Annotated in this window: 25 protein-coding genes and 1 riboswitch; of the genes, 5 read left to right on the plus strand and 20 right to left on the minus strand. The window is 68.2% G+C overall.

All coding sequences use genetic code 11. The features are described from left to right. Positions 1-57 precede the first annotated feature (57 nt). The 3 genes from AC1DZY_RS13670 to AC1DZY_RS13680 form a co-directional block, all read right to left on the minus strand. On the minus strand, positions 58-345 hold the full coding sequence (locus AC1DZY_RS13670) for a hypothetical protein (protein WP_476820664.1): 288 nt from the start codon (positions 343-345) through the stop codon (positions 58-60). 948 nt (positions 346-1,293) lie between these two features. Beyond that, positions 1,294-3,099 (minus strand): translation elongation factor 4, encoded by a 1,806-nt coding sequence (gene lepA / locus AC1DZY_RS13675; RefSeq protein ID WP_476820665.1) that lies wholly within the window; start codon positions 3,097-3,099, stop codon positions 1,294-1,296. A gap of 75 nt (positions 3,100-3,174) precedes the next feature. Then, positions 3,175-3,975, minus strand: coding sequence for a C40 family peptidase (locus AC1DZY_RS13680; protein ID WP_476820666.1), 801 nt, complete (start codon positions 3,973-3,975; stop codon positions 3,175-3,177). Positions 3,976-4,221: 246 nt separating this feature from the next. Here AC1DZY_RS13680 and AC1DZY_RS13685 point away from each other — a divergent pair, with 246 nt between their 5' ends. Both AC1DZY_RS13685 and AC1DZY_RS13690 read left to right on the plus strand, forming a co-directional pair. Next, on the plus strand, positions 4,222-4,812 hold the full coding sequence (locus tag AC1DZY_RS13685; protein ID WP_476820667.1) for a helix-turn-helix domain-containing protein: 591 nt from the start codon (positions 4,222-4,224) through the stop codon (positions 4,810-4,812). A 5-nt stretch (positions 4,813-4,817) separates the two neighbouring features. After that, positions 4,818-5,357: an N-acetyltransferase family protein gene (locus tag AC1DZY_RS13690; protein WP_476820668.1), complete on the plus strand. Its 540-nt coding sequence runs from the start codon at positions 4,818-4,820 to the stop codon at positions 5,355-5,357. Positions 5,358-5,363: 6 nt separating this feature from the next. On the opposite strand, the gene AC1DZY_RS13695 is transcribed toward AC1DZY_RS13690, so the two are convergent. From AC1DZY_RS13695 to hrcA, 3 genes are all read right to left on the minus strand, one after another. Then, complete coding sequence (locus AC1DZY_RS13695; RefSeq protein WP_476820669.1) at positions 5,364-5,615, minus strand: DUF3297 family protein; 252 nt, start codon at positions 5,613-5,615, stop codon at positions 5,364-5,366. Between the two features lie 102 nt (positions 5,616-5,717). Next, positions 5,718-6,365, minus strand: coding sequence for an ankyrin repeat domain-containing protein (locus AC1DZY_RS13700; protein ID WP_476820670.1), 648 nt, complete (start codon positions 6,363-6,365; stop codon positions 5,718-5,720). After that, positions 6,362-7,450, minus strand: coding sequence for a heat-inducible transcriptional repressor HrcA (gene hrcA, locus AC1DZY_RS13705; protein WP_476820671.1), 1,089 nt, complete (start codon positions 7,448-7,450; stop codon positions 6,362-6,364). The genes AC1DZY_RS13700 and hrcA overlap by 4 nt, the downstream gene beginning before the upstream one ends. A 228-nt stretch (positions 7,451-7,678) precedes the next feature. Here hrcA and AC1DZY_RS13710 point away from each other — a divergent pair, with 228 nt between their 5' ends. After that, positions 7,679-8,386: a CoA transferase subunit A gene (locus tag AC1DZY_RS13710; RefSeq protein WP_476820672.1), complete on the plus strand. Its 708-nt coding sequence runs from the start codon at positions 7,679-7,681 to the stop codon at positions 8,384-8,386. 11 nt (positions 8,387-8,397) lie between these two features. Further along, positions 8,398-9,051: a 3-oxoacid CoA-transferase subunit B gene (locus AC1DZY_RS13715; protein WP_476820673.1), complete on the plus strand. Its 654-nt coding sequence runs from the start codon at positions 8,398-8,400 to the stop codon at positions 9,049-9,051. A gap of 201 nt (positions 9,052-9,252) precedes the next feature. Here the strand turns inward: AC1DZY_RS13715 and bluB are convergent, their stop codons facing one another. The 5 genes from bluB to cbiE all read right to left on the minus strand — a co-directional run bounded on the left by bluB (position 9,253) and on the right by cbiE (position 13,919). Continuing rightward, positions 9,253-9,888, minus strand: coding sequence for a 5,6-dimethylbenzimidazole synthase (gene bluB, locus AC1DZY_RS13720; RefSeq protein ID WP_476820674.1), 636 nt, complete (start codon positions 9,886-9,888; stop codon positions 9,253-9,255). 135 nt (positions 9,889-10,023) lie between these two features. Beyond that, a complete protein-coding gene (locus AC1DZY_RS13725) occupies positions 10,024-11,343 on the minus strand; it encodes a cobyrinate a,c-diamide synthase (RefSeq protein ID WP_476820675.1) in 1,320 nt (439 codons plus the stop codon). Then, on the minus strand, positions 11,340-12,104 hold the full coding sequence (gene cobM / locus AC1DZY_RS13730; RefSeq protein ID WP_476820676.1) for a precorrin-4 C(11)-methyltransferase: 765 nt from the start codon (positions 12,102-12,104) through the stop codon (positions 11,340-11,342). The genes AC1DZY_RS13725 and cobM overlap by 4 nt, the downstream gene beginning before the upstream one ends. Further along, complete coding sequence (locus AC1DZY_RS13735; RefSeq protein WP_476820677.1) at positions 12,101-12,493, minus strand: cobalamin biosynthesis protein; 393 nt, start codon at positions 12,491-12,493, stop codon at positions 12,101-12,103. Before AC1DZY_RS13735 ends, cobM begins: the two co-directional genes overlap by 4 nt. A gap of 166 nt (positions 12,494-12,659) precedes the next feature. Next, a complete protein-coding gene (gene cbiE, locus AC1DZY_RS13740; RefSeq protein ID WP_476820678.1) occupies positions 12,660-13,919 on the minus strand; it encodes a precorrin-6y C5,15-methyltransferase (decarboxylating) subunit CbiE in 1,260 nt (419 codons plus the stop codon). Between cbiE and AC1DZY_RS13745 the strand changes: the two genes are divergently transcribed. Beyond that, positions 13,918-14,682: a cobalt-precorrin-6A reductase gene (locus AC1DZY_RS13745; RefSeq protein ID WP_476820679.1), complete on the plus strand. Its 765-nt coding sequence runs from the start codon at positions 13,918-13,920 to the stop codon at positions 14,680-14,682. The two genes, cbiE and AC1DZY_RS13745, sit on opposite strands and share 2 nt — an antisense overlap. Here AC1DZY_RS13745 and cobJ read toward each other — a convergent pair. Genes cobJ through AC1DZY_RS13790 form a run of 9 tightly spaced genes read right to left on the minus strand, consistent with a single transcriptional unit; the run spans position 14,625 to position 24,037 of the window. Then, positions 14,625-15,416 (minus strand): precorrin-3B C(17)-methyltransferase, encoded by a 792-nt coding sequence (gene cobJ / locus AC1DZY_RS13750; RefSeq protein WP_476820680.1) that lies wholly within the window; start codon positions 15,414-15,416, stop codon positions 14,625-14,627. The two genes, AC1DZY_RS13745 and cobJ, sit on opposite strands and share 58 nt — an antisense overlap. Further along, positions 15,413-16,156, minus strand: coding sequence for a precorrin-2 C(20)-methyltransferase (locus AC1DZY_RS13755; protein WP_476820681.1), 744 nt, complete (start codon positions 16,154-16,156; stop codon positions 15,413-15,415). The genes cobJ and AC1DZY_RS13755 overlap by 4 nt, the downstream gene beginning before the upstream one ends. A 4-nt stretch (positions 16,157-16,160) precedes the next feature. Further along, positions 16,161-16,793, minus strand: coding sequence for a precorrin-8X methylmutase (locus AC1DZY_RS13760; protein WP_476820682.1), 633 nt, complete (start codon positions 16,791-16,793; stop codon positions 16,161-16,163). Then, on the minus strand, positions 16,790-18,079 hold the full coding sequence (gene cobG, locus AC1DZY_RS13765) for a precorrin-3B synthase (RefSeq protein WP_476820683.1): 1,290 nt from the start codon (positions 18,077-18,079) through the stop codon (positions 16,790-16,792). The genes AC1DZY_RS13760 and cobG overlap by 4 nt, the downstream gene beginning before the upstream one ends. After that, positions 18,076-21,591 carry a cobaltochelatase subunit CobN gene (gene cobN / locus AC1DZY_RS13770; RefSeq protein WP_476820684.1) on the minus strand — a complete coding sequence of 1,172 codons (3,516 nt, stop codon included), beginning with the start codon at positions 21,589-21,591 and terminating at the stop codon, positions 18,076-18,078. Before cobN ends, cobG begins: the two co-directional genes overlap by 4 nt. Positions 21,592-21,601: 10 nt before the next feature. Beyond that, positions 21,602-22,654, minus strand: a complete 1,053-nt coding sequence (gene cobW / locus AC1DZY_RS13775; protein WP_476820685.1) for a cobalamin biosynthesis protein CobW — start codon at positions 22,652-22,654, stop codon at positions 21,602-21,604. Next, a complete protein-coding gene (locus AC1DZY_RS13780; protein WP_476820686.1) occupies positions 22,651-23,043 on the minus strand; it encodes a DUF1636 family protein in 393 nt (130 codons plus the stop codon). Before AC1DZY_RS13780 ends, cobW begins: the two co-directional genes overlap by 4 nt. Positions 23,044-23,093: 50 nt before the next feature. Further along, positions 23,094-23,852 (minus strand): CbtA family protein, encoded by a 759-nt coding sequence (locus AC1DZY_RS13785; RefSeq protein ID WP_476820687.1) that lies wholly within the window; start codon positions 23,850-23,852, stop codon positions 23,094-23,096. Between the two features lie 11 nt (positions 23,853-23,863). After that, on the minus strand, positions 23,864-24,037 hold the full coding sequence (locus tag AC1DZY_RS13790; RefSeq protein ID WP_476820688.1) for a CbtB domain-containing protein: 174 nt from the start codon (positions 24,035-24,037) through the stop codon (positions 23,864-23,866). A 37-nt stretch (positions 24,038-24,074) separates the two neighbouring features. Next, positions 24,075-24,259, minus strand: a riboswitch (cobalamin riboswitch). Between the last annotated feature and the right edge of the window lie 11 nt (positions 24,260-24,270).

Below are 24,270 nucleotides of genomic sequence, written 5' to 3' on the forward strand. Positions count from 1 at the left end.
AGATGCTCCAGACGAAAAAAAGCCCCGGACGCAATGCGCCCGGGGTCTGTGATCGCGCTACCAGCGCCGCCAGCGACGGCGATAAAAGCGGGGCCGGCCATAATAGCGCCGGCGATAGAAGCGCGGCCGATAATAGCGCCGTCGCGCGTATCGCCGCCGGCGATAGTAATATTGCGAAAAATCAGCGTCGGCCTTGTCGAGCGCTGCCGAATCGAGCTCCACACCGTCATCGGCCGGCCCGGCCATCGCTGGCGCAGCCTCCTTGGCGACAGCCATCGTCACGCCGCCCACGCTGGCAGCCGTCAGGCCGCCGATCAGGGTGGTGATAAAGGAACGTCTGTCCATTCCGGTCCCTCCTTGGTCTCCGGTTGCAACCCTTCCGGTCGCGACCGCACGTCGCCCCCATAAGGAACGCGAGGACGATTCCGAGGTTCCATCTGTCGCGCGCCAGCGCGCGCTGACTTGCTCCGGAACCACTCCCGTCATCCCGGGCGAGCGAAGCTCGAGCCGGGAGCCATCGTCGGACACGACAGTGCCTTGCGATGGATCTCGGAACTGCTCTTTTCCAACGAGCCGGTGCTCGATGACCGCGATACGGTGATCGCCGCCATCCGCAATGCTTTGAGATGACGCGCTGGAAGAACCCCTCTCCCGGATGGGAGCGGGGCAGGGGTGAGGGACTGCCGCTGATCGCAAAAGCGACGGCGCAGCCGTGCGCTCCCCTTCTCCCCTCGGGGGGAGCAGGAAAACACCGTTGCGCCTCCAGCGAAACTTATCCCCGCCCCACCTCAAGGCCCCTATCCTGCCACCACCTCATCCCCGAGGGGCGGCCGTCCGGAGGCATGCTGGCGACCGGGATGTGAGCGGCGCCTGCGGGTGGGTTTGCAGCCCACACTCGGGAGGCTTCGGGGCACCGCCCTGGGGGTACTACGGCCCCTGCGCGAGGAGCTCGCTGGAACGGTCGGCGGCATCACGCCTTCGTCCCATGCCCGAATAGACGCGACAACCCGATGAGGGGAACTGGCGTCGAAACGGCTCGCGGCGATGGCTGGCTTTCGACCCGATAAGCGCGGCCCGGAGTCCAAAATCGCCGACGGGCGGAGCGCCACGGGGCGTGCGGCAGGTGGCTCAACCCTGCCGCGCCGCTTCTGGCTCAACGAAGCGGCACGATACCAACGCGCCTCGCGGCGCTCCGCCGCCCCTCATGACAGCCGCTGCGGGAACGCGAGCGGGGATTTCGCGCGCCGATCGGCGTTGGAACGGCCGCTCCCTATTGAAGCAAGGACCGCCGCCTCACGAATCCATCTTCAGCGCGGCGATAAACGCCTCCTGCGGGATTTCGACCTTGCCGAACTGCCGCATCTTCTTCTTGCCTTCCTTCTGCTTGTCCAGAAGCTTGCGCTTGCGCGAGGCGTCGCCGCCATAGCACTTGGCGGTCACGTCCTTGCGCAGGGCGCGGATGGTTTCACGCGCGATGATCTTGCCGCCGATCGCCGCCTGCACCGGGATCTGGAACATGTGCGGCGGGATCAGGTCCTTCAGCTTCTCGCACATCGCCCGGCCGCGCGCATCGGCGCGCGAGCGGTGGACCAGCATCGAGAGCGCGTCGACCGGCTCGGCGTTGACCAGGATCGACATGCGCACGAGGTCGCCCTCGCGATAGTCGGTGATGGCGTAGTCGAACGAGGCGTAGCCCTTCGAGATCGACTTCAGCCGGTCGTAGAAATCGAACACCACCTCGTTCAGCGGCAGGTCGTAGACGACTTTCGCGCGGCTACCGACATAGGACAGGTCGGTCTGGACGCCGCGGCGATCCTGGCAGAGCTTCAGCACCGAGCCGAGATATTCGTCGGGCGTGAAGATCGTCGCCTTGATCCAGGGCTCCTCGATGAACTCGATCTTCATCACGTCGGGCATGTCGGCGGGGTTGTGCAGTTCCAGCACCGTGCCGTCGCGCAGCTTCAGGTGATAGACGACCGAAGGCGCGGTCGAGATCAGGTTGAGGTTGAACTCGCGCTCCAGCCGTTCCTGGATGATCTCAAGATGCAGCAGGCCGAGAAAGCCGCAGCGGAAGCCGAAACCGAGCGCAGCCGAGGTCTCCATCTCATAGGAGAAGCTCGCATCGTTCAGGCGCAGGCGGCTCATCGCCGAACGCAGCACCTCGAAATCGGCCGCATCGACTGGGAAGATGCCGCAGAACACCACGGGTTGCACCGGCTTGAAGCCCGGCAGCGCCTGCGCGACGGGGCGCTTGTCGTCGGTGATGGTGTCGCCGACGGCGGTGTCCGCCACTTCCTTGATCGAGGCGGTGAAGAAGCCGACCTCGCCGGGGCCGAGTTCCTTGACCTCGAGCATCTTGGGCTTGAACACGCCGACGCGGTCGACGCCATAGGAGGCGTTGGCGCGCATCATCTTGATGGTCATGTTCTTCTTCAGCACGCCGTCGATGACGCGCACGAGCACGACGACGCCGAGATAGGCGTCATACCAGCTGTCGACGAGCAGGCATTTCAGCGGCGCTTCCTTGTCGCCCTTGGGAGCGGGCAGGCGCTTGACGATCGCCTCCAGCACACCCTCGATGTTGATGCCGGTCTTGGCCGAGATTGGTACGGCCTCCGAGGCGTCGAGGCCTATCACGTCTTCGATCTGCTGCTTGATGCGCTCGGGCTCGGCGGCGGGCAGGTCGATCTTGTTCAGGACCGTGACGATCTCGTGGCCGGCGTCGAGCGCCTGATAGACGTTGGCGAGCGTCTGCGCCTCGACGCCCTGCGAGGCGTCGACCACCAGCAGCGAGCCCTCGCAGGCCGCAAGCGAGCGCGAGACCTCATAGGCGAAGTCGACATGGCCGGGCGTATCCATCAGGTTCAGGATGTAGTCCTTGCCATCCTCGGCGCGGTAGTCGAGCCGCACCGTCTGCGCCTTGATGGTGATGCCGCGCTCCTTCTCGATGTCCATCGAGTCGAGGATCTGCTCGCTCATGTCGCGCGCCGCGACCGTGCCGGTCTGCTGGATCAGCCGGTCGGCAAGCGTGGATTTGCCGTGGTCGATATGGGCCACGATCGAGAAATTGCGGATATTGTCGAAACTGCGGGTGCTCATGGGCGCGGGAATAGCAGCGTTGCTGCATTGCGCCAAGGGTTTGGAGACGAGGGCTCGCGCCGCCCGGACTAACTCTTAGGCCAGTTGCACCCTGCCGGCAGGCGCCTGCTGCTCGCGCCCGACCTGTTCCGGCTTGGCCCAGGTCAGGGCGCGATAATCGAAGCCGGCCTCCAGCGTCGGTTTCACCACGGAAAAATAGGGTGAAATGTCGAAATCGCGCGGCATGTACAGCGAATGGTGGCGGATATGCAGGATTTCCTCGAAATCCTCCTCGTCCATCGCCTGCGCGTATTCGACGGTAGGCAGCACCGGATAGCGCGCCGCCTCGAAGGCCTGCGCGATCAGCGTCGAGCAGATCGCCCGCGTCGGATCGCCGGAGCCCAGCGCGATCATGCGCCGGCGCCAGCTTGAGGGCACCAGCGGCACCGGCACGAGCCAACGCAGCAGGTCGATGATGTTCTTCAAATCGTATTGCGTGCCGAGCCGGCTGAGCGCGTAAGCCACCACCGTGGCGCAGCCTTCTGCGTCGAGCCCCTGCGGCCGGCAGATGCGGGTGCCGAATGCGCCGTATTTGGAGAGCGGGGACAAAACGCAGCCGACATCCATCTCGACCTCCGCCAGAACCAGCGGCTCGCCATTTTCGCTGAACTCGCCAGTGTCGCCGACATAAAGCGCCGCATGCGACCAGGTCGATTGCGTCAGGTATTTGATCGCCGTCGAGACCTTCATGCCGCCCTCGACCAGCAGCACGTCGCCGGGTCGCAGAGCCGACTGCATTCGCGCCAGCGCCTTGGCGTCGACCGGAACGGTCTCGCGCTTGTCATGCGTGATCAGGCGGACGACCGAACGACCGAACCATTCCAGACCGCGATTCATGGTCGCTTCCCCCCACCTTGTCGCTTGCTTTGCGACCTGCGCCTTTCCGAGGCGTCGTTTGAAGTTCATCAAAGCGCAAAACCCTGATTTTTCCGGAAACACCGGGGCCGATCGGGCCTCGCGGCCGCGATATCTCGAAATGTAGTGAAATCTGCGTTCACGCGGCGTCACGGAGCCGGTGGCGGCGATCACTGCTTTGCGCTTGATTTTCTTATATAGTGGAATAAATCCTCTTTCATGGAGAGGATGAGCGATCTCGAACTGGACCAGCGACTGGGTGCGCGGCTCAAGGCGACGCGTCTGCGGCTGAACCTGACGCTGGATGGTCTGGCCGAACGTGCCGGAGTAAGCCGAGCGATGATCTCGCGGGTCGAGCGCGGCGAATCGAGCCCGACCGCCGCCCTGCTCGACCGGCTCTGCACCGGGCTGGGGATATTTCTCTCCGCCCTGTTCCATGAGGAGCGTCAGGCCGGCCCGCTGCTGCGACGCGCCGATCAGCCGGTCTGGACCGATCCCGGCAGCGGCTACATCCGGCGCAATGTCACGCCGCCGGGGACGGGTTCGCGCGTCGAGATCGTCGAGGTCGAAATGCCGCCGGGAGCGCGTGTCCTGCTCGATGCGTCGCGCACGGCACGGCGGCTCGACCAGCAGGTCTGGGTTCTGGCGGGCGAGATGGTGGTGACGCTGGACGATGCCGAGCACCGGCTGGCGACGGGCGACTGCCTGCACATGCTGCTCGACGGGCCGATCGCCTATCACAATCCGGGCGAGACGCCCGCCCGCTATGCCGTCGTGCTGACCACGTCGGTAGGCTTGTCCGATGATAGCTGGAGATGAGCAGCATGCCTGACATCGCAATCGAGATCCTCGCCGCGCCGGCGCTGCGGGCCGCCAGTCCCGCTCTGGTCGAGATCCTGCGCGACAGCGTCGCCAATGGCGCGTCCGTCGGCTTCATGGACTGGAACGGGCCAGCCGATTTCGAGGCGTTCTGGAAAGGCGTCGCCGATGAGGTCGAAGCCGGCCGGACGTTGCTTTTCGTGGCGCGGGCTGAGGCCGGCATCGTCGGCACGGCGCAGCTGCAACTGGTCGGCAAGCCTAACCAGCCGCACCGCGCCGAGATCGCCAAGGTGCTGGTCCACTCCAGCGCGAGGCGACGCGGCGTCGGCGAGGCCTTGATGCGCGCGGCCGAGGACGCGGCGCGCGCTGCCGGACGCAGCCTGCTCGTACTCGACACCGACGAGGCCGGCGCGGCGCGCCGACTCTACAACCGACTGGGCTGGACCGAGGTCGGCACCATTCCGCGCTATGCGCTGATGCCCGATGGCGCCGATTGCGGCTCGACGTTCTTCTACAAGAGCCTGCTTCGGCAAGAGCCGGCTTGAGTAGCTTCAGGCTTCGGACGCGGCCTGGCGGAAATAGGGCTCGACCTCGCCCTTGAGCTTGACCGTCATCGGGTTGCCGAAGCGATCCTTGGCGTTGCCGGCGGTCAGGCGGACCCAGCCCTCGCTGACGCAGTATTCCTCGACATTGGTCTTGTCGACGCCCTTGAAGCGCACGCCGATGTCCCGCGACAGCAGTTCCTCGTTGTAGAACGGGCTGTTGGGGTTCGAGGACAGGCGGTCGGGGAGGGTATCGGTCATGATCTTAAGGCCTTGGGCGAGCGTGATCTGTGCGCGAGAAGCCTCGCTTTCGCGGCAGAGGTAACCTGTCGGGGAGCCAATGCCAAATCGCAGGCCATAGCCTCAACGTCCGCCAGCTTGCTCGATCATCGCGGCGATAGCGTTCTGGCCACGCATGCGGGCATGGGCGAGCGGGCTGACGCCGTCCCTGTCGGCGAGATTGGGATTTGCGCCGGCCGCCAGCACCATTTTTGCCACCTGCTGGTGCCGTACGCCGCCATCGCCGAGGATCACGATCTCGAGCAGGCAGGTCCAGCCGAGATTGTTGACGTGATCGACATCGATCCCGCTGGTCAGCAGCACCGCCACGGCCTCGACATGGGCCCGCTCGCAGGCCGGAATCAGCGCCGTGCCGCCATAGCGGTTGCGCAGCGAGAGATCGGGCTTTCGCGGCAGCATCGTTTTGATGATGTCGGTCGCACCGAGCGCACCGGCGAGCAGCCAGGGCGTGTCGGCGTTCGCCGCCTGAGCATCGGGGCTCGCGCCGGCGGCGATCAGCGCGGTCGCGATGGCACTGTGCTTGCCAGCCACGGCCAGCAACAACGGGCTGCGGCCCTGGGCATCGCGCGTTTCGAGATTGGCGCCTGCCGCGATCAGACGCGAGACGTCGGCCGAACGGCCTGACGCCACGGCGGCCAGAAGTTCATTGTCGGCGGCGTTGACCGGGTTTGCCATCAGCCAGAGCCCCAGCGCCGCGACGGCCAGCCTCACCGCGGCCCGTCCAGCAGCCGCCCGACCACTTTGGCGGTATAGTCCACCATCGGCACGATGCGGGCATAGTTCAGCCGCGTCGGGCCGATGATGCCGACGACGCCGACGATGCGCTGCTCGGCGTCGCGGAAGGGGGCGGCCACCATCGACGAGCCCGACATCGAGAACAGCTTGTTCTCCGAGCCGATGAAGATGCGCACGCCGTCGCCGGCCTCGGCGCGCGAGAGCAGGTCGATCACGTCGGTCTGGGTCTCGAGGTCGCCAAACAGCAGCCGGATACGCTCCAGATCGTCCTGCGCCTTCAGGTCTTCCAGCAGGTTGGCCTGTCCGCGCACGATCAGGTGGCGGTCGCTCGACGGGCCGGACGAGGTCGCGATCCCGCTTTCGACCAGCCTCGCCGTCAGCACGTCGAGTTCGCTTTCCATCTGGGCGCGATGCTCGGCGATCTCGCGGCGCAGATCGCTCAGCGTCTTGCCGAGGATGCGGGCGTTGAGGAAATTCCCGGCCTCCATCAGGGCCGACGCCGGCAGGCCTGGCGGCAGCGCCAGAAGACGGTTCTCGACCGTGCCGTCATCGGCGACGAGGACGACGAGCGCGCGTGCCGGATCGAGCCGGACGAACTCGATATGCTTCAGCCTGGCATTGGCCTTGGTGGTGACGACGACGCCCGCGCCGCGCGAGAGGCCTGACAACAGCGCCGAGGCTTCCGTCAGCGTGCCGTCGAGCGTGCGCCCTGTGGCCGCGGCTTTCATCTGCGCTTCGATGCGCGTGCGCTCGTCGGAGGTGAGGTTGCCGACCTCCATCATCGCATCGACGAAGAAGCGCAGGCCTCTTTCCGTGGGGAGGCGCCCCGCCGAGGTATGCGGCGCATAGATCAGCCCGGCCAGTTCGAGATCGGTCATGACGTTGCGCACCGTCGCCGGCGACAATGTCATCGGCAGCAGGCGCGCGATGTTGCGCGAGCCGACCGGCTCGCCATTGGCGAGGTAGCCATCGACGATCTGGCGAAAGATCTCGCGCGAGCGCTGATCTGTCTCGATCAGGCCGCCAGGCGATTCCGGGCGCATCGGCGTATGCGAGGTCATGTCGAGGGGCTGGCCGGCTTGAACATCGCCCGATTGTCCGCCCGCGTCGCAACAGGATCAAGCAAAAACGCCGTTGGCAGGACTGGCGGGCCCGTTGCGCCGCCTGCCTTGCCCGGTGCGCAACAGTTCATCGGGTTTCACGCACGCTTCATGTTGCAACCGCCCCTTGGGCTCGGCTAGTGCTGTGGGACACTCCGGCGCTCCCATTCCAGCGGCAAAGGCAAAGCGATGTCGAAGAAGGTTTTTCCTGACGCCAAGGCGGCGCTTGCAGGCGCCATCAAGGACGGCATGACGATCTGTGCCGGCGGTTTCGGCCTCTGCGGCATTCCCGATCTGCTGATCGAGGCGGTCCGCGACAGCGGCGCCAAAAACCTGACCTTCGTCTCGAACAATGCCGGCATTGATGGCGCGGGCCTGGGCATCCTGCTGGAGACCCGGCAGATCAGCAAAATGATCTCGTCCTATGTCGGTGAGAACAAGCTCTTCGCCCAGCAGTATCTCGCCGGCGAACTCGAACTCGAATTCACCCCGCAGGGCACGCTGGCCGAGCGCATCCGCGCCGGCGGCGCCGGCATCCCGGCCTTCTTCACCAAGACCGGCGTCGGCACGCTGGTCGCCGAGGGCAAGGAGGAGCGCGTCTTCGACGGCGAGCGCTACATCATGGAGCGCGGCATCTTTGCCGACATCTCGCTGATCCACGCCTGGAAAGGCGACACCGAGGGCAATCTCGTCTACCGCAAGACCGCCCGCAACTTTAACCCGATGATGGCGAGCGCCTCGCGGATGACGATCGCCCAGGTCGAGAATCTGGTCGAGGCCGGCGAGATAGACCCCGACCACATGCACACGCCGGGCATCTTCGTGAAGCGGATCGTCCACGTCACCAACGCGGCCAAGCGCATCGAACAGCGCACCGTCCGCAAGCGCGCGGCCTGAGGAGAACCACAATGCCCTGGACCCGCGAACAGATGGCGGCCCGCGCCGCCAAGGAACTCAAGGACGGTTTTTACGTCAATCTCGGCATCGGCATCCCGACGCTGGTGTCGAACTACATTCCCGAGGGGATGTCGGTGCAGCTCCAGTCGGAGAACGGCATGCTCGGCATGGGCCCCTTCCCCTATGAGGGAGAGGAGGACGCCGACCTGATCAACGCCGGCAAGCAGACCATCACCGAACTGAAGACGACGAGCTATTTCTCCTCGGCGGACTCGTTTGGCATGATCCGCGGCGGCCATATCGACCTGTCGATCCTGGGCGCCATGCAGGTCGCGGAGAATGGCGACCTCGCCAACTGGATGATCCCCGGCAAGGTCGTGAAGGGCATGGGCGGCGCGATGGACCTCGTCGCCGGCGTCAAGAAGGTCGTCGTGGTGATGGAGCACGTCGCCAGGAACAAGGACGGCTCGGAATCGGCCAAGCTCCTCAAGGCCTGCGACCTGCCACTGACCGGGGCAGGCGTCGTCGACATGGTGATCACCGATCTCGGCGTCTTCGCCATCGACGAGAACGGTGGCGGCATGAGCCTGATCGAACTCGCCGAGGGCGTCACGCTCGACGAGATCAGGGGCAAGACCGAGGCGGCGTTCAAGGTCGCGCTTTAAGGTCTACCCCTTCGGACGAAGAGCACGGGGAACTCTCTCCCGTAGGGAGAGGGCAGGGTGAGGGGTCGGTCCATCGACCAGCGAGACGCGATACCATCCGCACGTCGGTAGAAGCCGATCCCGAAACGTTCGTCACCTCACCCCTGCCCCTCTCCTTACAGGAGAGGGGTTCTTCCAGTGCTTTACCCTCAAAACATGTGGTCAGCGCCTCCGCTCCCAGCCCGCTCTGACCAACTCCGGCACGTCCTGCTCCTCCTCGGGCCAGCCGACGCAGAGCCACGCGATCAGCTTCCATTCGGCCGGTACGCCCAGCGCCTCCCGCACCACCTCCGGCTCCAGGATCGACACCCACCCCACCCCGACTCCCGCGACACGCGCCGCCAGCCAGAACTGCGTGATTGCGGCGACGACCGAATAGTCCAGCATATCCGGCATCGTTTTGCGCCCGAGGCCGTGGCCCTGCACAGTGCCATGGTCGCAGAACACCGCGATCTGCTCGGGCGCTTCGCGCATCCCCTCCAGCTTGAGCGAAGCATAGAGCCGCGCGCGTTCGCCCACATAGTCGCCAAGCGCATCGGCGTTGCAGCGCGCAAAGCTGGCCCGCGCCGCCTCGCGCTGCGCCTCGTCGCCGACACGAACCCAGCGCCAGGGCTGCGAGTGCCCGACCGACGGCGAGAGTTCGGCCTGCGCCAGCAGCCGCTCGACCAGTCCTTCAGGCAGGGCCTCGCGCCGGAAGCGCCGGACATCGCGCCGCCACGCCAGCAGCGCGGCGAATTGCTCCGCGAAGGCGGCGTCGAAGACGGGTGGTGAAGGACTCGTCACAATCTCAGCCCTCATCCTGACGAGCCGCGAAGCGGCGTCTCGATGGATGGTCCAGATGTCTCCGGAGGCTCCTGGAGCATCCTTCGAGACGCGCTCCTGCGGAGCACTCCTCAGGATGAGGGCTGGAGAGAGACGGATGGAAAGACAAACTCACGTCGCAACCGCGATGGCGTGGAAGAACGACCCGGTGACCAGTCCGCGCCGGCTGCCGGCGGGGGCTGGCTGCGAGCCATGCGGGTCGGTGACCATCGCGAACGGCTCGTCATCGCCCTGCGCGACGATCGTGGCGTAGTGGAATTCGTGCCCGGTCAGGGCCTGTCCGGCCTGTCCGAGCGGGCCGTCCGCCTGCAGGACGGCGCGCCGATAGCCGAGGTTCATCTTGCGCCTGGCGAAGGATGTCTCGACGCCGAGCAGCCCCGCCATCGCATGCGAGACGCCCTCTGCGTCGATCAGGCTGTGGCCGAGCACCATGTAGCCGCCGCACTCGCCATGCACCGGACGCGTCGCTGAAAAGGCGCGCAGGCCGTCAAGGAAGTTTCTCGCTCCGGCGATCGTCCCCGCGTGGAGTTCGGGATAGCCGCCGGGCAGCCAGCAGGCGTCGCAATCCTCGGGCGGTGGCTCGTCGCGCAAGGGCGAGAAGGGCATGAACTCCGCGCCCGCCGCACGCCAGCCGGCCTCGACATGGGGATAGACGAAGCTGAACGCCGCATCGCGCGCGATCGCGATGCGGTGTCCGGGCGCGGGCAGGGTAGGGATGGGGCCAAGCGGCGCGGCCATCGTCGTCTCGCCGGCGGCGGACAGGATCGCATCGAGATCGACCGCCGCTGCGACGGCGTCGGCCAGCGCCTCCAGTCGTGCATGCAGGTCTTCGGTTTCACCGGCCTGCACCAGCCCGAGATGGCGCTCGGGCAGGATCAGGCTGGCCTCGCGCGGCAGCGCGCCGAGTACGGGCAGGCCGATCCGTTCCATGCCCTGTCCGACGAGCCGGCGATGCCGTTCGCTGGCGACCTTGTTCAGGATCACCCCGGCGATCCTGATGCGCCGGTCGTAATGCATGCAGCCGAGCGCGATGGCAGCCGCCGATTGCGCCTGTCCGGACACGTCGATGACCAGCACGACGGGCCAGCCCATCAGCGCGGCGATATCGGCGCTTGCCCCGGTATGGCCTTCGGGACCGGGCACCCCATCGAACAGCCCCATCGAGCCTTCGGCGATGATGAGATCGGCATTGTCTGCCGCTGTATAAGCGATGCCGGCGAGCAGCGCGTCGGGCATCGCAAACGAGTCGAGATTGGCGCTGGACGCGCCCGTCGCAGCCGCATGGAAGGCCGGGTCGATATAGTCCGGCCCGCATTTCAGCCCGCGCACGATCAGCCCGCGCCGGACGAGCGCCCGCTGCAGGCCGAGCGTGATCGTGGTCTTGCCCGAACCGGAGCGCGGCGCCGCGATGATCAGCCCGCGCGCCGTCATGTCCCGCCCCCCGGCCGGAAGCGGCGGTCGTAGCCTGCCGAGTAGAGCGCGCTCTCGCCGAAATCGTTCGCGCCCAGCGCCGGCCCGACCAGGATCAGCGCCGTACGTTCGAGGCCGGATTCGCGGACCTGCTCCGCGATGCTCGACAGCGTGCCGCGCAGCACGCGCTCATCGGGCCACGAGGCGCGAAATACGATCGCGACCGGGCAATCCGGGCCGTAGAACGGCGACAACTCCGCCACGACCTGCCCGATGACGTGGATCGAGAGATGGATCGCCAGCGTCGCGCCTGAAGCTGCGAAAGTCGCGAGCTTTTCGCGCTCCGGCATCGCCGAGGCGCGTCCGGAAGTCCGTGTCAGCACCAGCGATTGCGCGACGCCCGGCAGGGTCAGTTCGCGCTTCAGGCTGGCCGCCGCCGCCGCGAAAGCCGGCACGCCCGGCGTGACCGTGTATGGGATGCCGAGCGCCTCGAGCCGGCGCATCTGTTCAGCCGTTGCGCTCCAGATCGAGAGATCGCCCGAATGCAGCCGCGCCACGTCCTGCTGCGCCGCGTGCGCTGCCTGCATTTCCGCGACGATGGCGTCGAGATCGAGCGGGGCGGTGTCGACGATGCGCGCTCCCGCCGGGCACCAGTCGAGCATCGCACCGGGGATTAGCGAGCCGGCATAAAGGCAGACGGGGCAGGCCGCGATCAGGTCGCGACCGCGCAGGGTGATGAGATCGGGCGCACCCGGCCCTGCGCCGATGAAATGGACCGTCATGACGCGGCCCTCGCCAGCGCGCAGGTGACGCGCGCGGTCGCGATGCGCGGCAGGATCAGCGTTCCGCCCGGGCCGGCGGCGGCCAGCGCGGCAGCCTCCGCAACCGAGCCGACGCCGTAGAGCGAGGCGACCCGGGTCGAGCGCGTCGCGCACGAGGCCTCGAAGCCTTTCAGCGCCTCGTCGGGAATGGCGACGAGATCCGCGCTGCGCGCTATCGCCAGCGCCATCAGCCCCGGCTCGGAGGCACGTGCGCTCAGCGTCGCGATGCGCGAAACGATCTGGCCGACAAGCCCCGCTGCCGCCAGCGCCTGCTCTAGGCAGTCGCGCAGATCGGCCTCGACCGTTCCAGGCCGCAATCCGATGCCGACTATGAGGCGGCCGACCGTCATGATGGGAACTCGCTCAGTTCACCCTCTCCGTCATTCCGGACAAGCGGTGCAGCCGCGCCGATCCGGAATCCATCGTAAAGCATGGACGGCGCCCTACGATGGATTCCGGGCCTCCGCAGCGCTGCGCCCGGAATGACGCCGAGGGTGGGGACAGCGCGGCTGGAACTCACGGCTTCACCACGCGCCATTGCGTCACCGGCATTGCGCTTCGCCAGCCATGCAGCGTCCCGACCCGGTCGAGATGGGCGACGCCGATGCGGCGCAGCAATCCGCCATGCTCTCGGAACAGTTCCGCCAGCCTTGCCTCGCCTTCCAGTGTCACGACATTGGCGACGAGCCGCCCGCTGGGCCTCAGCGCGGCCCATGCCGTCTCGAACACACCGGCGTCGCCGATCCCGCCGCCGATGAAGACGGCGTCCGGTGCAGGCTGGCCGGCAAAGCCCGCGGGAGCCGGCCCTTCGACGATGAAGACCGCAAGCGCCCCCAGCGCCGTCGCGTTCGCAGCGATGCGCTGGGCCCGTTCGCGCTTCTCCTCGAAGGCGATGACGCGGTTTTGCGAATGCCGCAGGCACCATTCCAGCCCGATCGAGCCTGAACCAGCACCGACATCCCAGAGCAGTTCCCCGGCGCGCGGCCGCAACGCCGATAGCGTGATCGCGCGGATATCGGCTTTGGTGATCTGGCCGTCATGCTCGAACCAGTCGTCGTCGAGCCCGCAGGCCAGAGGCAGGATGCGCGCCTGCGCTTCGGCGGTGACCTCGATCGCGACGAGGTTGAGCGGGTCGATGCCGGCCAGCGCAAATGCCTGGGCAAGCTCGGTGCGGATTTGCTCGCGCGGTCCGCCGAGCGCCTCCAGCACGGTCACGCGCGAAGCGCCCAGGCCGCGCGCCGCCAGCAGTGCGGCGAGCTTCGAGGGTGTGGCTGCGTCCCATGACAGCGCCAGCACCCGCGCGCCCGGCTGGAGATGCGGAATGACGCGCTCCAGCGCCCGGCCATGCAGCGAGACCAGCGCGCAATCCTGCTGCGCCCAGCCCAGCCGCGCACAGGCGAGCGAGAAGGCCGAGGGCTGAGGATGAACCGTCATCTCGGCGGCGGGAACGAACGCCGCCAGTTGCACGCCGACGCCGTAATGGAACGGGTCGCCCGAGGCGAGAATGCAGACCTTGCGGCCGCGCCGCGCCAGGATCGCCGGGAAGGCTTCGGTGAGCGGGCTCGGCCAGGCCAGTGTCTCGGCTGCAAGCGGGGCTGCGAGCGCCAGATGCCGCCGGCCCCCGACCACGAGTTCCGCGCCGTCGAGCGCGGCGGTTGCAGCCGGAGACAGCCCGGCGCGACCATCCTCGCCGAGGCCGACCAGCGCGAGCCATGGCGCGGCGGGCGCGAACGGACTGCTCGACAGCACGTCAGATTCAGGCGAAAACAGTGACATGACCGTCCTCATCCTGGGTGGCACGAGCGAAGCGGCAGCGCTTGACCAGCATCTCGCTGAGCAGGCTCCCGAAATTCGCGCCATCATCTCGCTGGCCGGGCACACCGTCGATCCCCGACCGTTGAACCTTCCTGTCCGCGTCGGCGGCTTCGGCGGCATCGACGGCTTGCGAAGCTATCTGAGGGAGGAAGGCATCGTCGCGGTCGTCGATGCGACGCATCCCTTCGCTGCGATCATGCCGTTTCATGCGCAGGCCGCCTGCAAGGCCGAAGGCGTGCCGCTGATCGCGATCCGCCGCAAGCCGTGGACGCCGCAGGACGGCGATCGCTGGCGCAGCGTGCTCGACATGGAGGCCGCCGTTGCGGCGTTGGGAACCGAGCCCAGGCGCGTCTTCCTGACGATCGGACGCCTCGAGCTGCCGCTCTTCGCGAATTCGCCGCGCCACCACTATCTCGTCCGCGCCATCGAGCCGATCGGCGACCGCCTGCCTCTGCACGATGTCACGGTGATCCAGCAGCGCGGCCCGTTCCATGCCGATGACGAGGAAGAGCTGATGGCGCGCGAGCGCGTCGAGATTCTCGTCAGCAAGAACTCGGGAGGTGACGCGACGGCCGGCAAGCTCGTGGCGGCGCGTCGGCTCAGGCTCCCCGTGATCATGGTGCAGCGTCCGCGCAAGCCCGATGTCGAATGCGTCGAGCATATCGATCAGGTCCTGCCCTGGCTGGTGGCGCAGGGGCTGCTCGTCACCGAGCGCGGCGTGTAGACATAAGGCGCGCCGCCCGCGCGCGCGATCAACCTTGTCGAGGATGCGCCGATCATCACCAGCGTCGCCATGTCGGCGCTGTCGGCGGCCGCCACAGCCTCGGTGAGGGTCAGCACACGCAGGGCTTCGTCGGGACGCCCGACCGCGCGCGCGAAGATGACCGGCGTGTCCGCCGCGCGATGCCGGGCCGCGAGCGTGAGCGCCGCGCCGAGTTGCCAGGGCCGCGCCTTCGAGATCGGGTTGTAGAGGCAGATCACCAGATCGGCTGACAGCACCGCCTCGAGCCGCGCCGTGATCACCTCCCAGGGCTTGAGATTGTCAGACAGCGAGATAGCACAGAAATCGCCGCCCAGCGGTGCGCCGGCTCTCGCCGCCGCGGCCAGCATGGCGGTGATGCCGGGCTCGACCGCGATCGGCAGCGCAAGCCAGGCCGGATCGCCGCCGTCGAGCGCCTCGAACACGGCAGCCGCCATGGCGAAGACGCCGGGATCGCCACCGGAGATCACCGCGACGGTCTTGCCCGAGGCCGCCAGTTCCAGAGCATGCCCCGCGCGGACGATCTCGACGCGATTGTCGGAGCCGTGCCTGGTCTGGCCTTCCCGCAGCGGGATGCGGGCGAGATAGGGGCCGTAGCCGACGAGATCGGTCGCAGCCTCGATCGCCGCCTGCGCGGCCGGCGTCAGCCAATGCGCCTCGCCGGGGCCGAGGCCCACGATGGCGAGCGAGCCGCTCACAGCCGCCGCCCTTCGCCGGGGACCAGCACCATCGAGAAATACGGCGCCTCGTCGTCGGGCTTGTCGCCGAGCTTCAGCACGATTTGCCCGGCCATGGTGGCGCGCTCGACATAAACAGCGCGATGGATCAGCCCGGCGATCTTCAGCGCGCGCCGGACCTTGGGCAGGTTGCGGCCGAGCTTCATGATCACGGCGGCGTCGGTGTCGACGAGACGTCGGACCAGCTCCGCCTCGGACAAGGTGCCCGGCAGCACGGTCATGACGTCGTCGCCCCAGGTGATCGGCGCGTTCGCGCGCGTCCAGGCGCCCGCCATGCCGGTGACGCCGGGCACCACCTCGGTCGGGAAGCGGTGCGAAAGCCGCCGCCACAGATGCATGAATGAGCCGTAGAAGAACGGGTCGCCGTCGCAGAGCACGGCGATGGTGCGGCCTGCCTGCATCTCGTTTGCGAGCGTCTCGGCGGCCTCGTCGTAGAAAGCCGCGATCGGCCCGGTATAGCCGGCATCCTCGACGGGAACCTCGATCGTCACGGGGAAGGCAAGCTCGATCTCGCGGGCTGCGTCGGGCGCGATCACGGCGTCGGCGGTGATGCGGGCGTTGCCGCGCCGGCCGCGCTTGCAGAAATGCACCAGCCTGTCGGCCTTCAGGATGATGTCGCGGGCGCGCACGGTCATGTAGTCGGGGTCGCCGGGGCCGAGCCCGACGCCGAAGAGCAGCACTTTCGCCGGTTCCAGGCTCACCGGCTCACTCCTTCTCTTGCGCCAGCGCATTGACGGCAGCCGCCGCCATCGCCGAGCCGCCGCGTCGTCCGCGCACCACGAGGAAAGGAACTCGCCCATCCTGCGCCAGCGCTTCCTTCGATTCGGCCGCGCCGACGAAGCCGACGGGGATGCCGATCACGGCGGCGGGCTTCGGCGCGCCGGCATCGAGCATTTCGAGCAGGCGAAACAGCGCCGTCGGGGCATTGCCGATGACGACGAGCGCGCCGGCAAGCCGGGGCCGCCACAACTCCATCGCCGCAGCCGAACGCGTTGTGCCCATATCGATCGCAAGCACCGCCGTGCTGGGCTCGTCGAGCGTGCAGACCACCTCGTTCTTCGCCGGCAGGCGGCTGCGCGTCACGCCATTGGCGACCATCTTGGCGTCGCACAGGATTGGCGCGCCGGCCCGCAGGGCGGTCTCGGCCGCCACGCAGAAATCGGGCGACATCGCCACGTCGGCCGGCAGGTCGGTCATGCCGCAGGCATGGATCATCCGGACGACGACGCGCCCCGCCGAGCCCGGAAAACGCGACAGGTCGGCCTCCGCCCTGATGATCGCGAAGGAGCGCTCATAAATCGCGACGCCGTCCTGGATGTAGTCGTAACGCGTGGTCAACACTCTGGTCCCGAAGCACAACCCGGTTGCAGGCGGGTGAAAAGATCCTGTCCGGGCTGCAGACGCCGCAGGATCTCGGAAAGGTCAAGCTCGGCAAGAGCCGGATCGCGCGCCGTCCCGTCCAGAACCACGCCGTAGCGCCCCTCCCGGCCAACGAGTGTGAGGCCGGACGCGCCTGGCTTTGCGCAGGATTTGACGCAGGCCGAGACATGCAGGCTCAAGCCGCCGGCCAGCAGTGGCCGCGCGGCCTCGGCCAGCAGCGCGGCGTCGGCCATGGCGTCGGTCTCGGCTCGCAGGCAGGCCGGCCTGCCGGCGCAGGCCTGCACCGAGAGGCGCGGATCGTCGTTCTGCCTGATCAGGCCGAGCCGGTCGGCGGCGGCAAGCCAGTTGCGCGCGGCGGCATTCGTCAGGCCGAGGCAGGCGATGCCGCGCCAGGGCGAGAGGCGCAGGCGCTTTGCTCCGCTGGCTGCGGCCGCCTCGCCGAGTCCGGCAAGCGTCGCGGCGTCGCAACGGCCGAAGGGCAGGGCCGCGATGGCGGCGAAACGATCGTCGCCGAGTGCGAAGAGACCGGCGCGTGCTGGCGCGGGCCGGGGCGGTGGGGCTGTGGTCGTGGGTAACTCGCTCAGCGCCATCAGCGCCGACGGCCCGAGATCGCGTAGCCGTCGGATCGTATCGGGCGAGGCGATATGATGTCCTGCGAAACGCCGCAGGACCGCAGCGACAATCGCCGGCGCGTCGGCCGTGGCAACGGGGCCGCGCCAGTCACCGCCCGGCAGGCAAAGGGCGATTGCGCGCCCCGCGATCGCGACGATGCGCAGATCGCAATCGAAAGCATCCAGCGAGATCGCCCCGCCGCCATCGACAACGACGAGGATTTTCGCCGGCAACCCCGGGATCATGCGAGCGGCAGTCTCGACGGTACTGGCGAGCGCAGCCGCATCGATCAACTCACCGGAATCGGCCCCCGCCAGCGGCGAGACCAGCGTCAGCCGCTGTGGGCCGTCGCCGTCATGCTCTTCGACGAGCAGCTCGCCGAGTAGCGCCGCGACCAATGCCGGATGCGTGCCAGCCGTGATCCCGCGCAACTGCATGTTGCCCCGCGCTGAAATCTCGATCAGCCCGTTGCCGTGCACTCGCGCCAATTCGGCGATGCGGACGAGTTGCGGCGGCGTCAGCACGCCTCCCGATGGATGCAGTCGGACCAACAAGCCATCGCCGGTCTCCATCGGCTTCAGCGTGCTCGGGCACCAGCCGCGCCTGAGCGCCGGTTGCGGCAGCGCGCTCATTCCGCCGCCTCGCGCGCCGAGAGGAAAGCCCCGACCGAATTGCGCCTGCTGGTCCAGAGGCCGCGCCGGCGCGCCTCCTCCAGCCGCGAGCGGATCGAGGCGGCGGCCGGCGCATTGGCGGCTTCCAGCGCGCTCCAGACTTGGGCGTCGGCGCAATAAGCCTGGAAGACCGCGTCGAACAGGCCGTCGGAGACCGCGTCCGTGCTTGCCGCGAAGACGAAGAGCGTGTCGACGGCTTCCGCGAGTTCAGCCGCGCCGCGCCAGCCATGGGCGAGATGGGCCGCAATCCAGCGCGGATGCGTCAGACGGCCATGCACGATGCGGGCGATGTCTTCGGGCAGGGTGCGGGCCCGCGGCACGTCCGGATTTGAGGAATCGAGGCTGTAGAGCGCTGCCTTGCCGCCGAGCGTGGCCAGCGCTGCGGCAAAGCCGCCGATCACGTCGGCGGCGCTGCTGGCTTCGAGAATGTCGCGGCCGGCGGTGTCGCTGACATGCACGAACGCGTCGGCCGACCGCACCCGCGCCGCGAAGCCGGCATCGGCGGAGGCTGCGCCCTCCACGCCGCCATAGGCATGGCTGGAGGCGGAGAGATAGGCCGCGCCGAGTTCGTCCCGGGCGGTCCAGTCGCCATCGAGCGCGCGATCGGCGGTCGCCGCGCCGTAGCGGCCGGGCGCGGCGCCGAAAATGCGCGCACCGGCTTCGCCGCGACGCCGGGCGGCGGCTGGCTCGTTCCACGCGTCGGGCTCGTCGAGCGCCGCGACCGCGCGTGCGGCGGCATCCAGCAGCGCGATCTGGCCCGGGAACGTGTCGCGGAACGCCCCGGAGATGCGGATGGTCACGTCGAGTCGGGGCTGGGCAAGTTTTGGCTGCGGGATGATCGAGAAGCCGGTCACCCGCGTCGAGGCGCTGTCCCAGAGCGGTTCGACACCCATCAGCCCCAGCGCATGGGCGATATCCTCGCCGCCGGAGCGCAGCGTCGGAGAGGCCCAGAGGTCCATCACGATCCGGCGCGGATAATCGCCATGCTCCTGCAGATGGCGCGCGATCACCGCCTTCGCCGCCAGAGCACCAAGCCGCGCGGCTGCTCGCGTCGGGATGGCGCGGGGATCGAGCGTCGAGAGGTTGCGACCGGTCGGCAGCACGTCGGCGCGACCGCGATGCGGCGATCCCGCCGGCCCCGGCGGCACGAAGCGCCCGTCGAGCGCGCGCAGCAGGTTTGTCCGCTCCGCCTGCGAGGAGATGGGGTCATGCGCCGCCTGGCCGAAGACGTGGAGACCATCGCGAAACGGCAGTTCGGCGATGTCGCAGAGATGCGCGTCGAGCCGGGTGAGCGCTTCGCTCATATCGAGGTCGTCGGTGACGCCGCAACTCTCGGAGAGCCCGCTCTCCTTGGCCCGGTCGCGGATTTCGCGTGCGACGATGTCGGCTCGGCGCGGATCCATCACCTGCGCCTGCGAGAACTCCTCGACCAGATCGCGCAGCAACGCGACCTCGCCCGCCGCGTCCGTCTGCGCCAGTTGCGGCGGCAGATGGCCGAGCGTGATCGCCGACAGCCGGCGCTTGGCCGGCGCGGCCTCGCCTGGATCGTCTACCACATAAGGGTAGATCACCGGCAGCCCGCCTGTGACCAGGCGCGGCCAGCACGAGGCCGAGAGCGCGACCGCCTTGCCCGGCAGCCATTCGGTCGTGCCATGGGTTCCGAGATGGATCAGCGCGTCGATGCGCAGGATCTCGCGCAGGCCGAGATAGAAGGCGAGATAGGCATGGCCCGGCGGCGCATCGGGGTCGTGATAAACCGCCTTGCGGTCGGGCGTCGCATCGCGCGGCGGCTGCAGCGCGATGGTCAGGTTGCCGTTGCGGACGACGCGGTAATGGAACGCGCCGTCTTGCGGGGCGGGCTCGCCATGTGCGGCGATGAGCGCGTCGCGGGCCGTGGCGGGAATGGTGGCGAGCCAGTCGCGATAGGTCGCGAGTGGCACGGCGAATTCGGCAGGGCCGGTGGTGAGGGAGGCCATCAAATGCGAGCCATCATCCTGAGGAGCAGCCAAAAGCTGCGTCTCGAAGGATGCTCCAGCAAGCCCGGAGAGAACTGGACCATCCTTCGAGATGCCGTTGCGCGGCTCCTCAGGATGAGGGCTGAGGGTATACGCCGCCCCTGCCAGCAACGCCCTGATCGTCGCCACGCTCGCCGGCGTGTCCAGCCCGACCGCGAATCCCGCCCGGCCCCCGCGCGCGGGATAATCCGACATCACCAGCGCCAGCTGGCGCTCCGCGACAGGCGTGGCCGACAAGGATATCCAGCCCGAGGCGAGATCAGCCAGCGCCGCGATGCCCTCAGCGTCCGGGACGAGCCGGCGGACCGAGAGGCCCGTTGCAGGGTCGGCGACATCGGCCTTGAAGGCGACGGGAATGGCCCCGAGCCGCCCGTCGAACTCCGGCAGCGCCACCTGCATGGCGAGATCGACGGCCGAAAGCCCGCGCGGCGACGCCTGCCACGCTTCGCGCGCGCTGCCGACGGGTACGGCCTGAAGGATCGGGCAATCGGCCGCGTCGAGCACGAAATCCGCGCCGTCGCGGGCCGAGAAGGCGGTGGTCGTGACGATCAGCGCGGGCTTGCGCGACGCGATCAGCGCGGCGAGTTCGGCGGCGACGGTCGCGTCCTTGAGGCTGGTCAGCGCCAGCACGAGGGGCGCATGGCCGCGCGCGGCGAGCGCGGCCGAGATCGCGTCGGCCATGGCCGTATCGCCGGCCGCGACGCCGGAACGGTAGACGAGGATGGGAACGAGCGCGCGGTCGTCGGGGAGGGCGGCGAGGGCTTCGCGCCAGTCGCTCGGCCTTGCATCTTGGCCGAGCACGAAAAGCGAAGGCAGTGGGAGAGGGGCGAGATCATCGGCGTCTCGCCGGCCCTCATCCGCCTGCCGGCACCTTCTCCCCCGAGGGGAGAAGGGCGCCAGATCCTTCGCGCGTCTTGCCTTCTCCCCTCGGGGGAGAAGGTGGCCCGGCGCAGCCGGGTCGGATGAGGGAAGGGTGGCATCGAGATAGTCCGCCGCCCGCGCCAGCAACCGCCGCATGTTCTCCGCGCCGCCGCCGGCATGGAAATAATCCAGCATCGCCTGCGCGCAGGCGGGAGGTACGGTCGCGTACTCCGCCAGTCTGGCATCGGACCGGTCGTCGCCCGGCAGCACCGCCAGCGCCACGCCATGCGTCCGGCAGGAAGCCGCCAGCTGCTCGACGCCATAGCGCCAGTAGTCGAGCCCGCCGAGGCAGCGCACCAGTACGAAGCGGCTGTTCGCGACGGTCTTCTCGATCAGCAGATCGACCGAAAGCGGATGCCTCAGCCGGCGCAGCGACGCCAGGCGGACGGCAAGCCCGCTCCCCCCGGCTGCTGCGGCGATTGCCGAGAGGTCGCTGTCGGCGAAGGACAGCACCAGCACATCCCCTGGCGGCAGGCCGAGATCGACGGCGTCGGCGCCGTCGTCAAGCCTGATCTCGCTGGTCGGAAGAAGGTGCATGGCGCCATCATCACCCGTTCAGCGCCGCCGCGACAGCCTTCTGGTCGAAGCCCTTGAGGCCGATCACGACAATCCTGCCGTCGCGCGCCTCGCCTTCGCCCCAGGCCCGGTCGAAATGATGGCTGACGCGACGCCCGACGCCCTGCACGACGAGCCGCATCGGCCTGCCCGGCACGGCGGCGAAGCCCTTCAGCCGCAGCACGCCCTCGGCTTCCGCAGCCTTGCTCATGCGCGCCGACAGGGTCTCGGGCGAGAGGCCGGCCGGTAGCGGCAGCGAGACCGAGTCGAAATCGTCATGGTCGTGGTCCTCGCCCTCGCCATGATGCGAGGGACGTCCCGCAAGATCGTTTTCGGCTGCGGCCGACAAACCGATCACCAGCGCCGGCTCGACCTTGCCATGGCTAGTCTCGACGATCTTGATCGCCTTGGGCAGATGCTGCGCGATCTCGGCCTTGACGCGCTCGCGGCCGGCCGCATCGACGAGGTCGCTCTTGTTCAGCAGGATCAGGTCGGCGCAGAGGATCTGGTCCTCGAAGACCTCCTCCAGCGGATTGTCGTGCTCCACCGACGCATCCTGCGCGGCCTGGGCGGCCATAGCCTCTGGGTCATCGGCGAACTGGCCCTCGGCCACGGCCGGTCCGTCGACCACCGCGATGACGCCATCGACGGTGACTCTGCTGCGGATCGCCGGCCAGTTGAAGGCGGTGACCAGCGGCTTGGGCAGGGCCAGGCCGGACGTCTCGATCAGGATATGCTCTGGCGGGTTTTCGCGGTTCAGAAGCTTTTCGAGCGCCGGCACGAAATCGTCGGCGACGGTGCAGCAGATGCAGCCATTGGGCAGTTCGACGACATCCTCGTCGGTACAGCCTGAAATGCCGCAGCCTTTCAGGAATTCACCGTCGAAGCCGAGATCGCCGAACTCGTTGACCAGGACGGCCAGACGCTTGCCGCCGGCATTCTCGAGCAGATGGCGCACCAGCGTGGTCTTTCCGGCCCCGAGGAAGCCGGTGATGATGGTGCAGGGCACCTTTGCAAGCGTGGTCGTGGCGAGTGTTTCGGTCATGATGTCTGTCCTTGCTCGCGCGGCATCGGGGGCACGCGCGCCACCACGCCCTTGCGAAAGGGCAGCGGTCGTTCTTTCCAGGGAATGATGCCGTTGGCGCTGGCGGCAAAGCTCTGCGCCGCGCTAACGATATCGTCGAGATGGGTGTCCTGGTCGAGGTCGCCGATCAGGTAGGTCCATTTGCCGTCGGCCGCGAAGGCGACGGTGCAGGGCCGCTTGCAGACGGCGAGGCATTCGACGGGCGTGACGGTGATGCCCTCCGTGCCAGCCAGTTTAGCGGTCAGGGCTTCCGCGAGGCCCAGGCCCGGCTGGTCGAAGCCCTCGGTGAGGTCTTCCCGCACGCGCCGGCAGGCGGTGCAGACATGGATGGTGAGATTGCCTTGCGACATGGATCGCCTCCGTTTGCGAGCGCGCTCCCGCTCGGGGAGCTCGCGAGGCGTCAGGCCTGGGCCGAACGGCGGGTAGCCGAAGCCTTGCGCGACGCCCTTGGCCAGAGCACGCCGACGGCAAAGCCGGTGGCGAGCCAGAGCGCGGCCTGCAGGGTCAGCGACAGGGCGGTGAAATGCGCCGCGATCTCGGCGGGCACCTTGCTTTCGGGCGCGGCGGGATGCGGTGCGCCGATGACGTGCGGCGCGAGAATCGCCAGCACCGCGAGCGCCCTCAGCCAGGGCGTGTCCATGCGCAGGAAGACGAAGAGGCCGCCTGCGGTGACGAGCGCGGTTGCGATCCACCAGATCTGGCGCGCCTGCAGGTCGGCTGCTGCGCTGCCCGGCAGTTCCGGCGCGAGGCCCGCGGCCGGCGCGAGCCCGAAGGCGAGGAAGCCGCAGGCCGCCCATATCATCGTCCGCCGGTCGTCGATCGTCTCGCCGGCCGCGATCATGCCGCCGAGCAGGAGCGCGGCGAAGCCGATCGCGGTCGCGACCGTGACGAGCGTGGTGAAGGCCGTGCGCTGGAGGCCGTCCTGCGGCTTCCATTCGGCGTGGTCGTGGCCGGCTGCGTCGCCGCCCGCGCCATGGGCGAGGATGATGCGGGCTCCACCGTCATAGGCTGCAAGCGACGGAACTGAAGCCCGCAGCGCCGCCTCATAGGTTTCCGCCTTGAGGATCAGCGGCGTGGTGGTGACGTGCTGGAGCGCGGCGATGACGAGCCCAGCCAGAAGCCCGGCCAGAAGACTGACCGTGAGAACGCGATTGATCATGTCGTTTCCCCTCAGTGGCAGGGGAAGGCGAGCGTGTGGCGCGTGTCGTGAGCGGCGTTGTGGACGCTCGTCGAATGCGCGAAGCCGACCGTGAAGATCAGCACGCTGCCGAGCACGAGCGCGACGGCAGCCGCCTTGGCGCGGTCCGAGACGCTGGTTTGGGAGGCAATCGAGACGGTGTTCATCGTGGTTCTCCTGGCCGCCCCGCCGGCGGCCTGTTGGATTGCGGATACGACGACGGCAGGTCTCCTGGCTCGCGGGTCTTAAGGCTTCGCGCCGCCTTCCCGGGATGTCTCCCAGTGGCCGATGGCGCGACACTAGCCGCTTACAGTTGCGGGGGCAGCCGCGGTATTTCACCGCGTTCCCTTTTCACCCCGTTGCCGGGGCACCGTCGGGGATGATCATTAGCCATGTGGCG

The sequence above is a fragment of the Allobosea sp. P2_A10 genome, assembly GCF_056405115.1.

Coding starts and splice junctions, on each gene's coding strand:
- AC1DZY_RS13715 (WP_476820673.1), top strand. CDS start 8,398: ATGCCCTGGACCCGCGAACAGATGGCGGCCCGCGCCGCCAAGGAACTC.
- AC1DZY_RS13690 (WP_476820668.1), top strand. CDS start 4,818: ATGCCTGACATCGCAATCGAGATCCTCGCCGCGCCGGCGCTGCGGGCC.
- cobN (WP_476820684.1), bottom strand. CDS start 21,591: ATGCACCTTCTTCCGACCAGCGAGATCAGGCTTGACGACGGCGCCGAC.
- cobG (WP_476820683.1), bottom strand. CDS start 18,079: ATGAGCGCGCTGCCGCAACCGGCGCTCAGGCGCGGCTGGTGCCCGAGC.
- AC1DZY_RS13780 (WP_476820686.1), bottom strand. CDS start 23,043: ATGTCGCAAGGCAATCTCACCATCCATGTCTGCACCGCCTGCCGGCGC.
- AC1DZY_RS13710 (WP_476820672.1), top strand. CDS start 7,679: ATGTCGAAGAAGGTTTTTCCTGACGCCAAGGCGGCGCTTGCAGGCGCC.
- AC1DZY_RS13670 (WP_476820664.1), bottom strand. CDS start 345: ATGGACAGACGTTCCTTTATCACCACCCTGATCGGCGGCCTGACGGCT.
- AC1DZY_RS13695 (WP_476820669.1), bottom strand. CDS start 5,615: ATGACCGATACCCTCCCCGACCGCCTGTCCTCGAACCCCAACAGCCCG.
- AC1DZY_RS13745 (WP_476820679.1), top strand. CDS start 13,918: ATGACCGTCCTCATCCTGGGTGGCACGAGCGAAGCGGCAGCGCTTGAC.
- AC1DZY_RS13725 (WP_476820675.1), bottom strand. CDS start 11,343: ATGACGGCGCGCGGGCTGATCATCGCGGCGCCGCGCTCCGGTTCGGGC.
- cbiE (WP_476820678.1), bottom strand. CDS start 13,919: ATGTCACTGTTTTCGCCTGAATCTGACGTGCTGTCGAGCAGTCCGTTC.
- cobW (WP_476820685.1), bottom strand. CDS start 22,654: ATGACCGAAACACTCGCCACGACCACGCTTGCAAAGGTGCCCTGCACC.
- hrcA (WP_476820671.1), bottom strand. CDS start 7,450: ATGACCTCGCATACGCCGATGCGCCCGGAATCGCCTGGCGGCCTGATC.
- bluB (WP_476820674.1), bottom strand. CDS start 9,888: ATGAGGGCTGAGATTGTGACGAGTCCTTCACCACCCGTCTTCGACGCC.
- cobM (WP_476820676.1), bottom strand. CDS start 12,104: ATGACGGTCCATTTCATCGGCGCAGGGCCGGGTGCGCCCGATCTCATC.
- AC1DZY_RS13785 (WP_476820687.1), bottom strand. CDS start 23,852: ATGATCAATCGCGTTCTCACGGTCAGTCTTCTGGCCGGGCTTCTGGCT.
- lepA (WP_476820665.1), bottom strand. CDS start 3,099: ATGAGCACCCGCAGTTTCGACAATATCCGCAATTTCTCGATCGTGGCC.
- AC1DZY_RS13735 (WP_476820677.1), bottom strand. CDS start 12,493: ATGACGGTCGGCCGCCTCATAGTCGGCATCGGATTGCGGCCTGGAACG.
- AC1DZY_RS13790 (WP_476820688.1), bottom strand. CDS start 24,037: ATGAACACCGTCTCGATTGCCTCCCAAACCAGCGTCTCGGACCGCGCC.
- AC1DZY_RS13685 (WP_476820667.1), top strand. CDS start 4,222: ATGAGCGATCTCGAACTGGACCAGCGACTGGGTGCGCGGCTCAAGGCG.
- AC1DZY_RS13680 (WP_476820666.1), bottom strand. CDS start 3,975: ATGAATCGCGGTCTGGAATGGTTCGGTCGTTCGGTCGTCCGCCTGATC.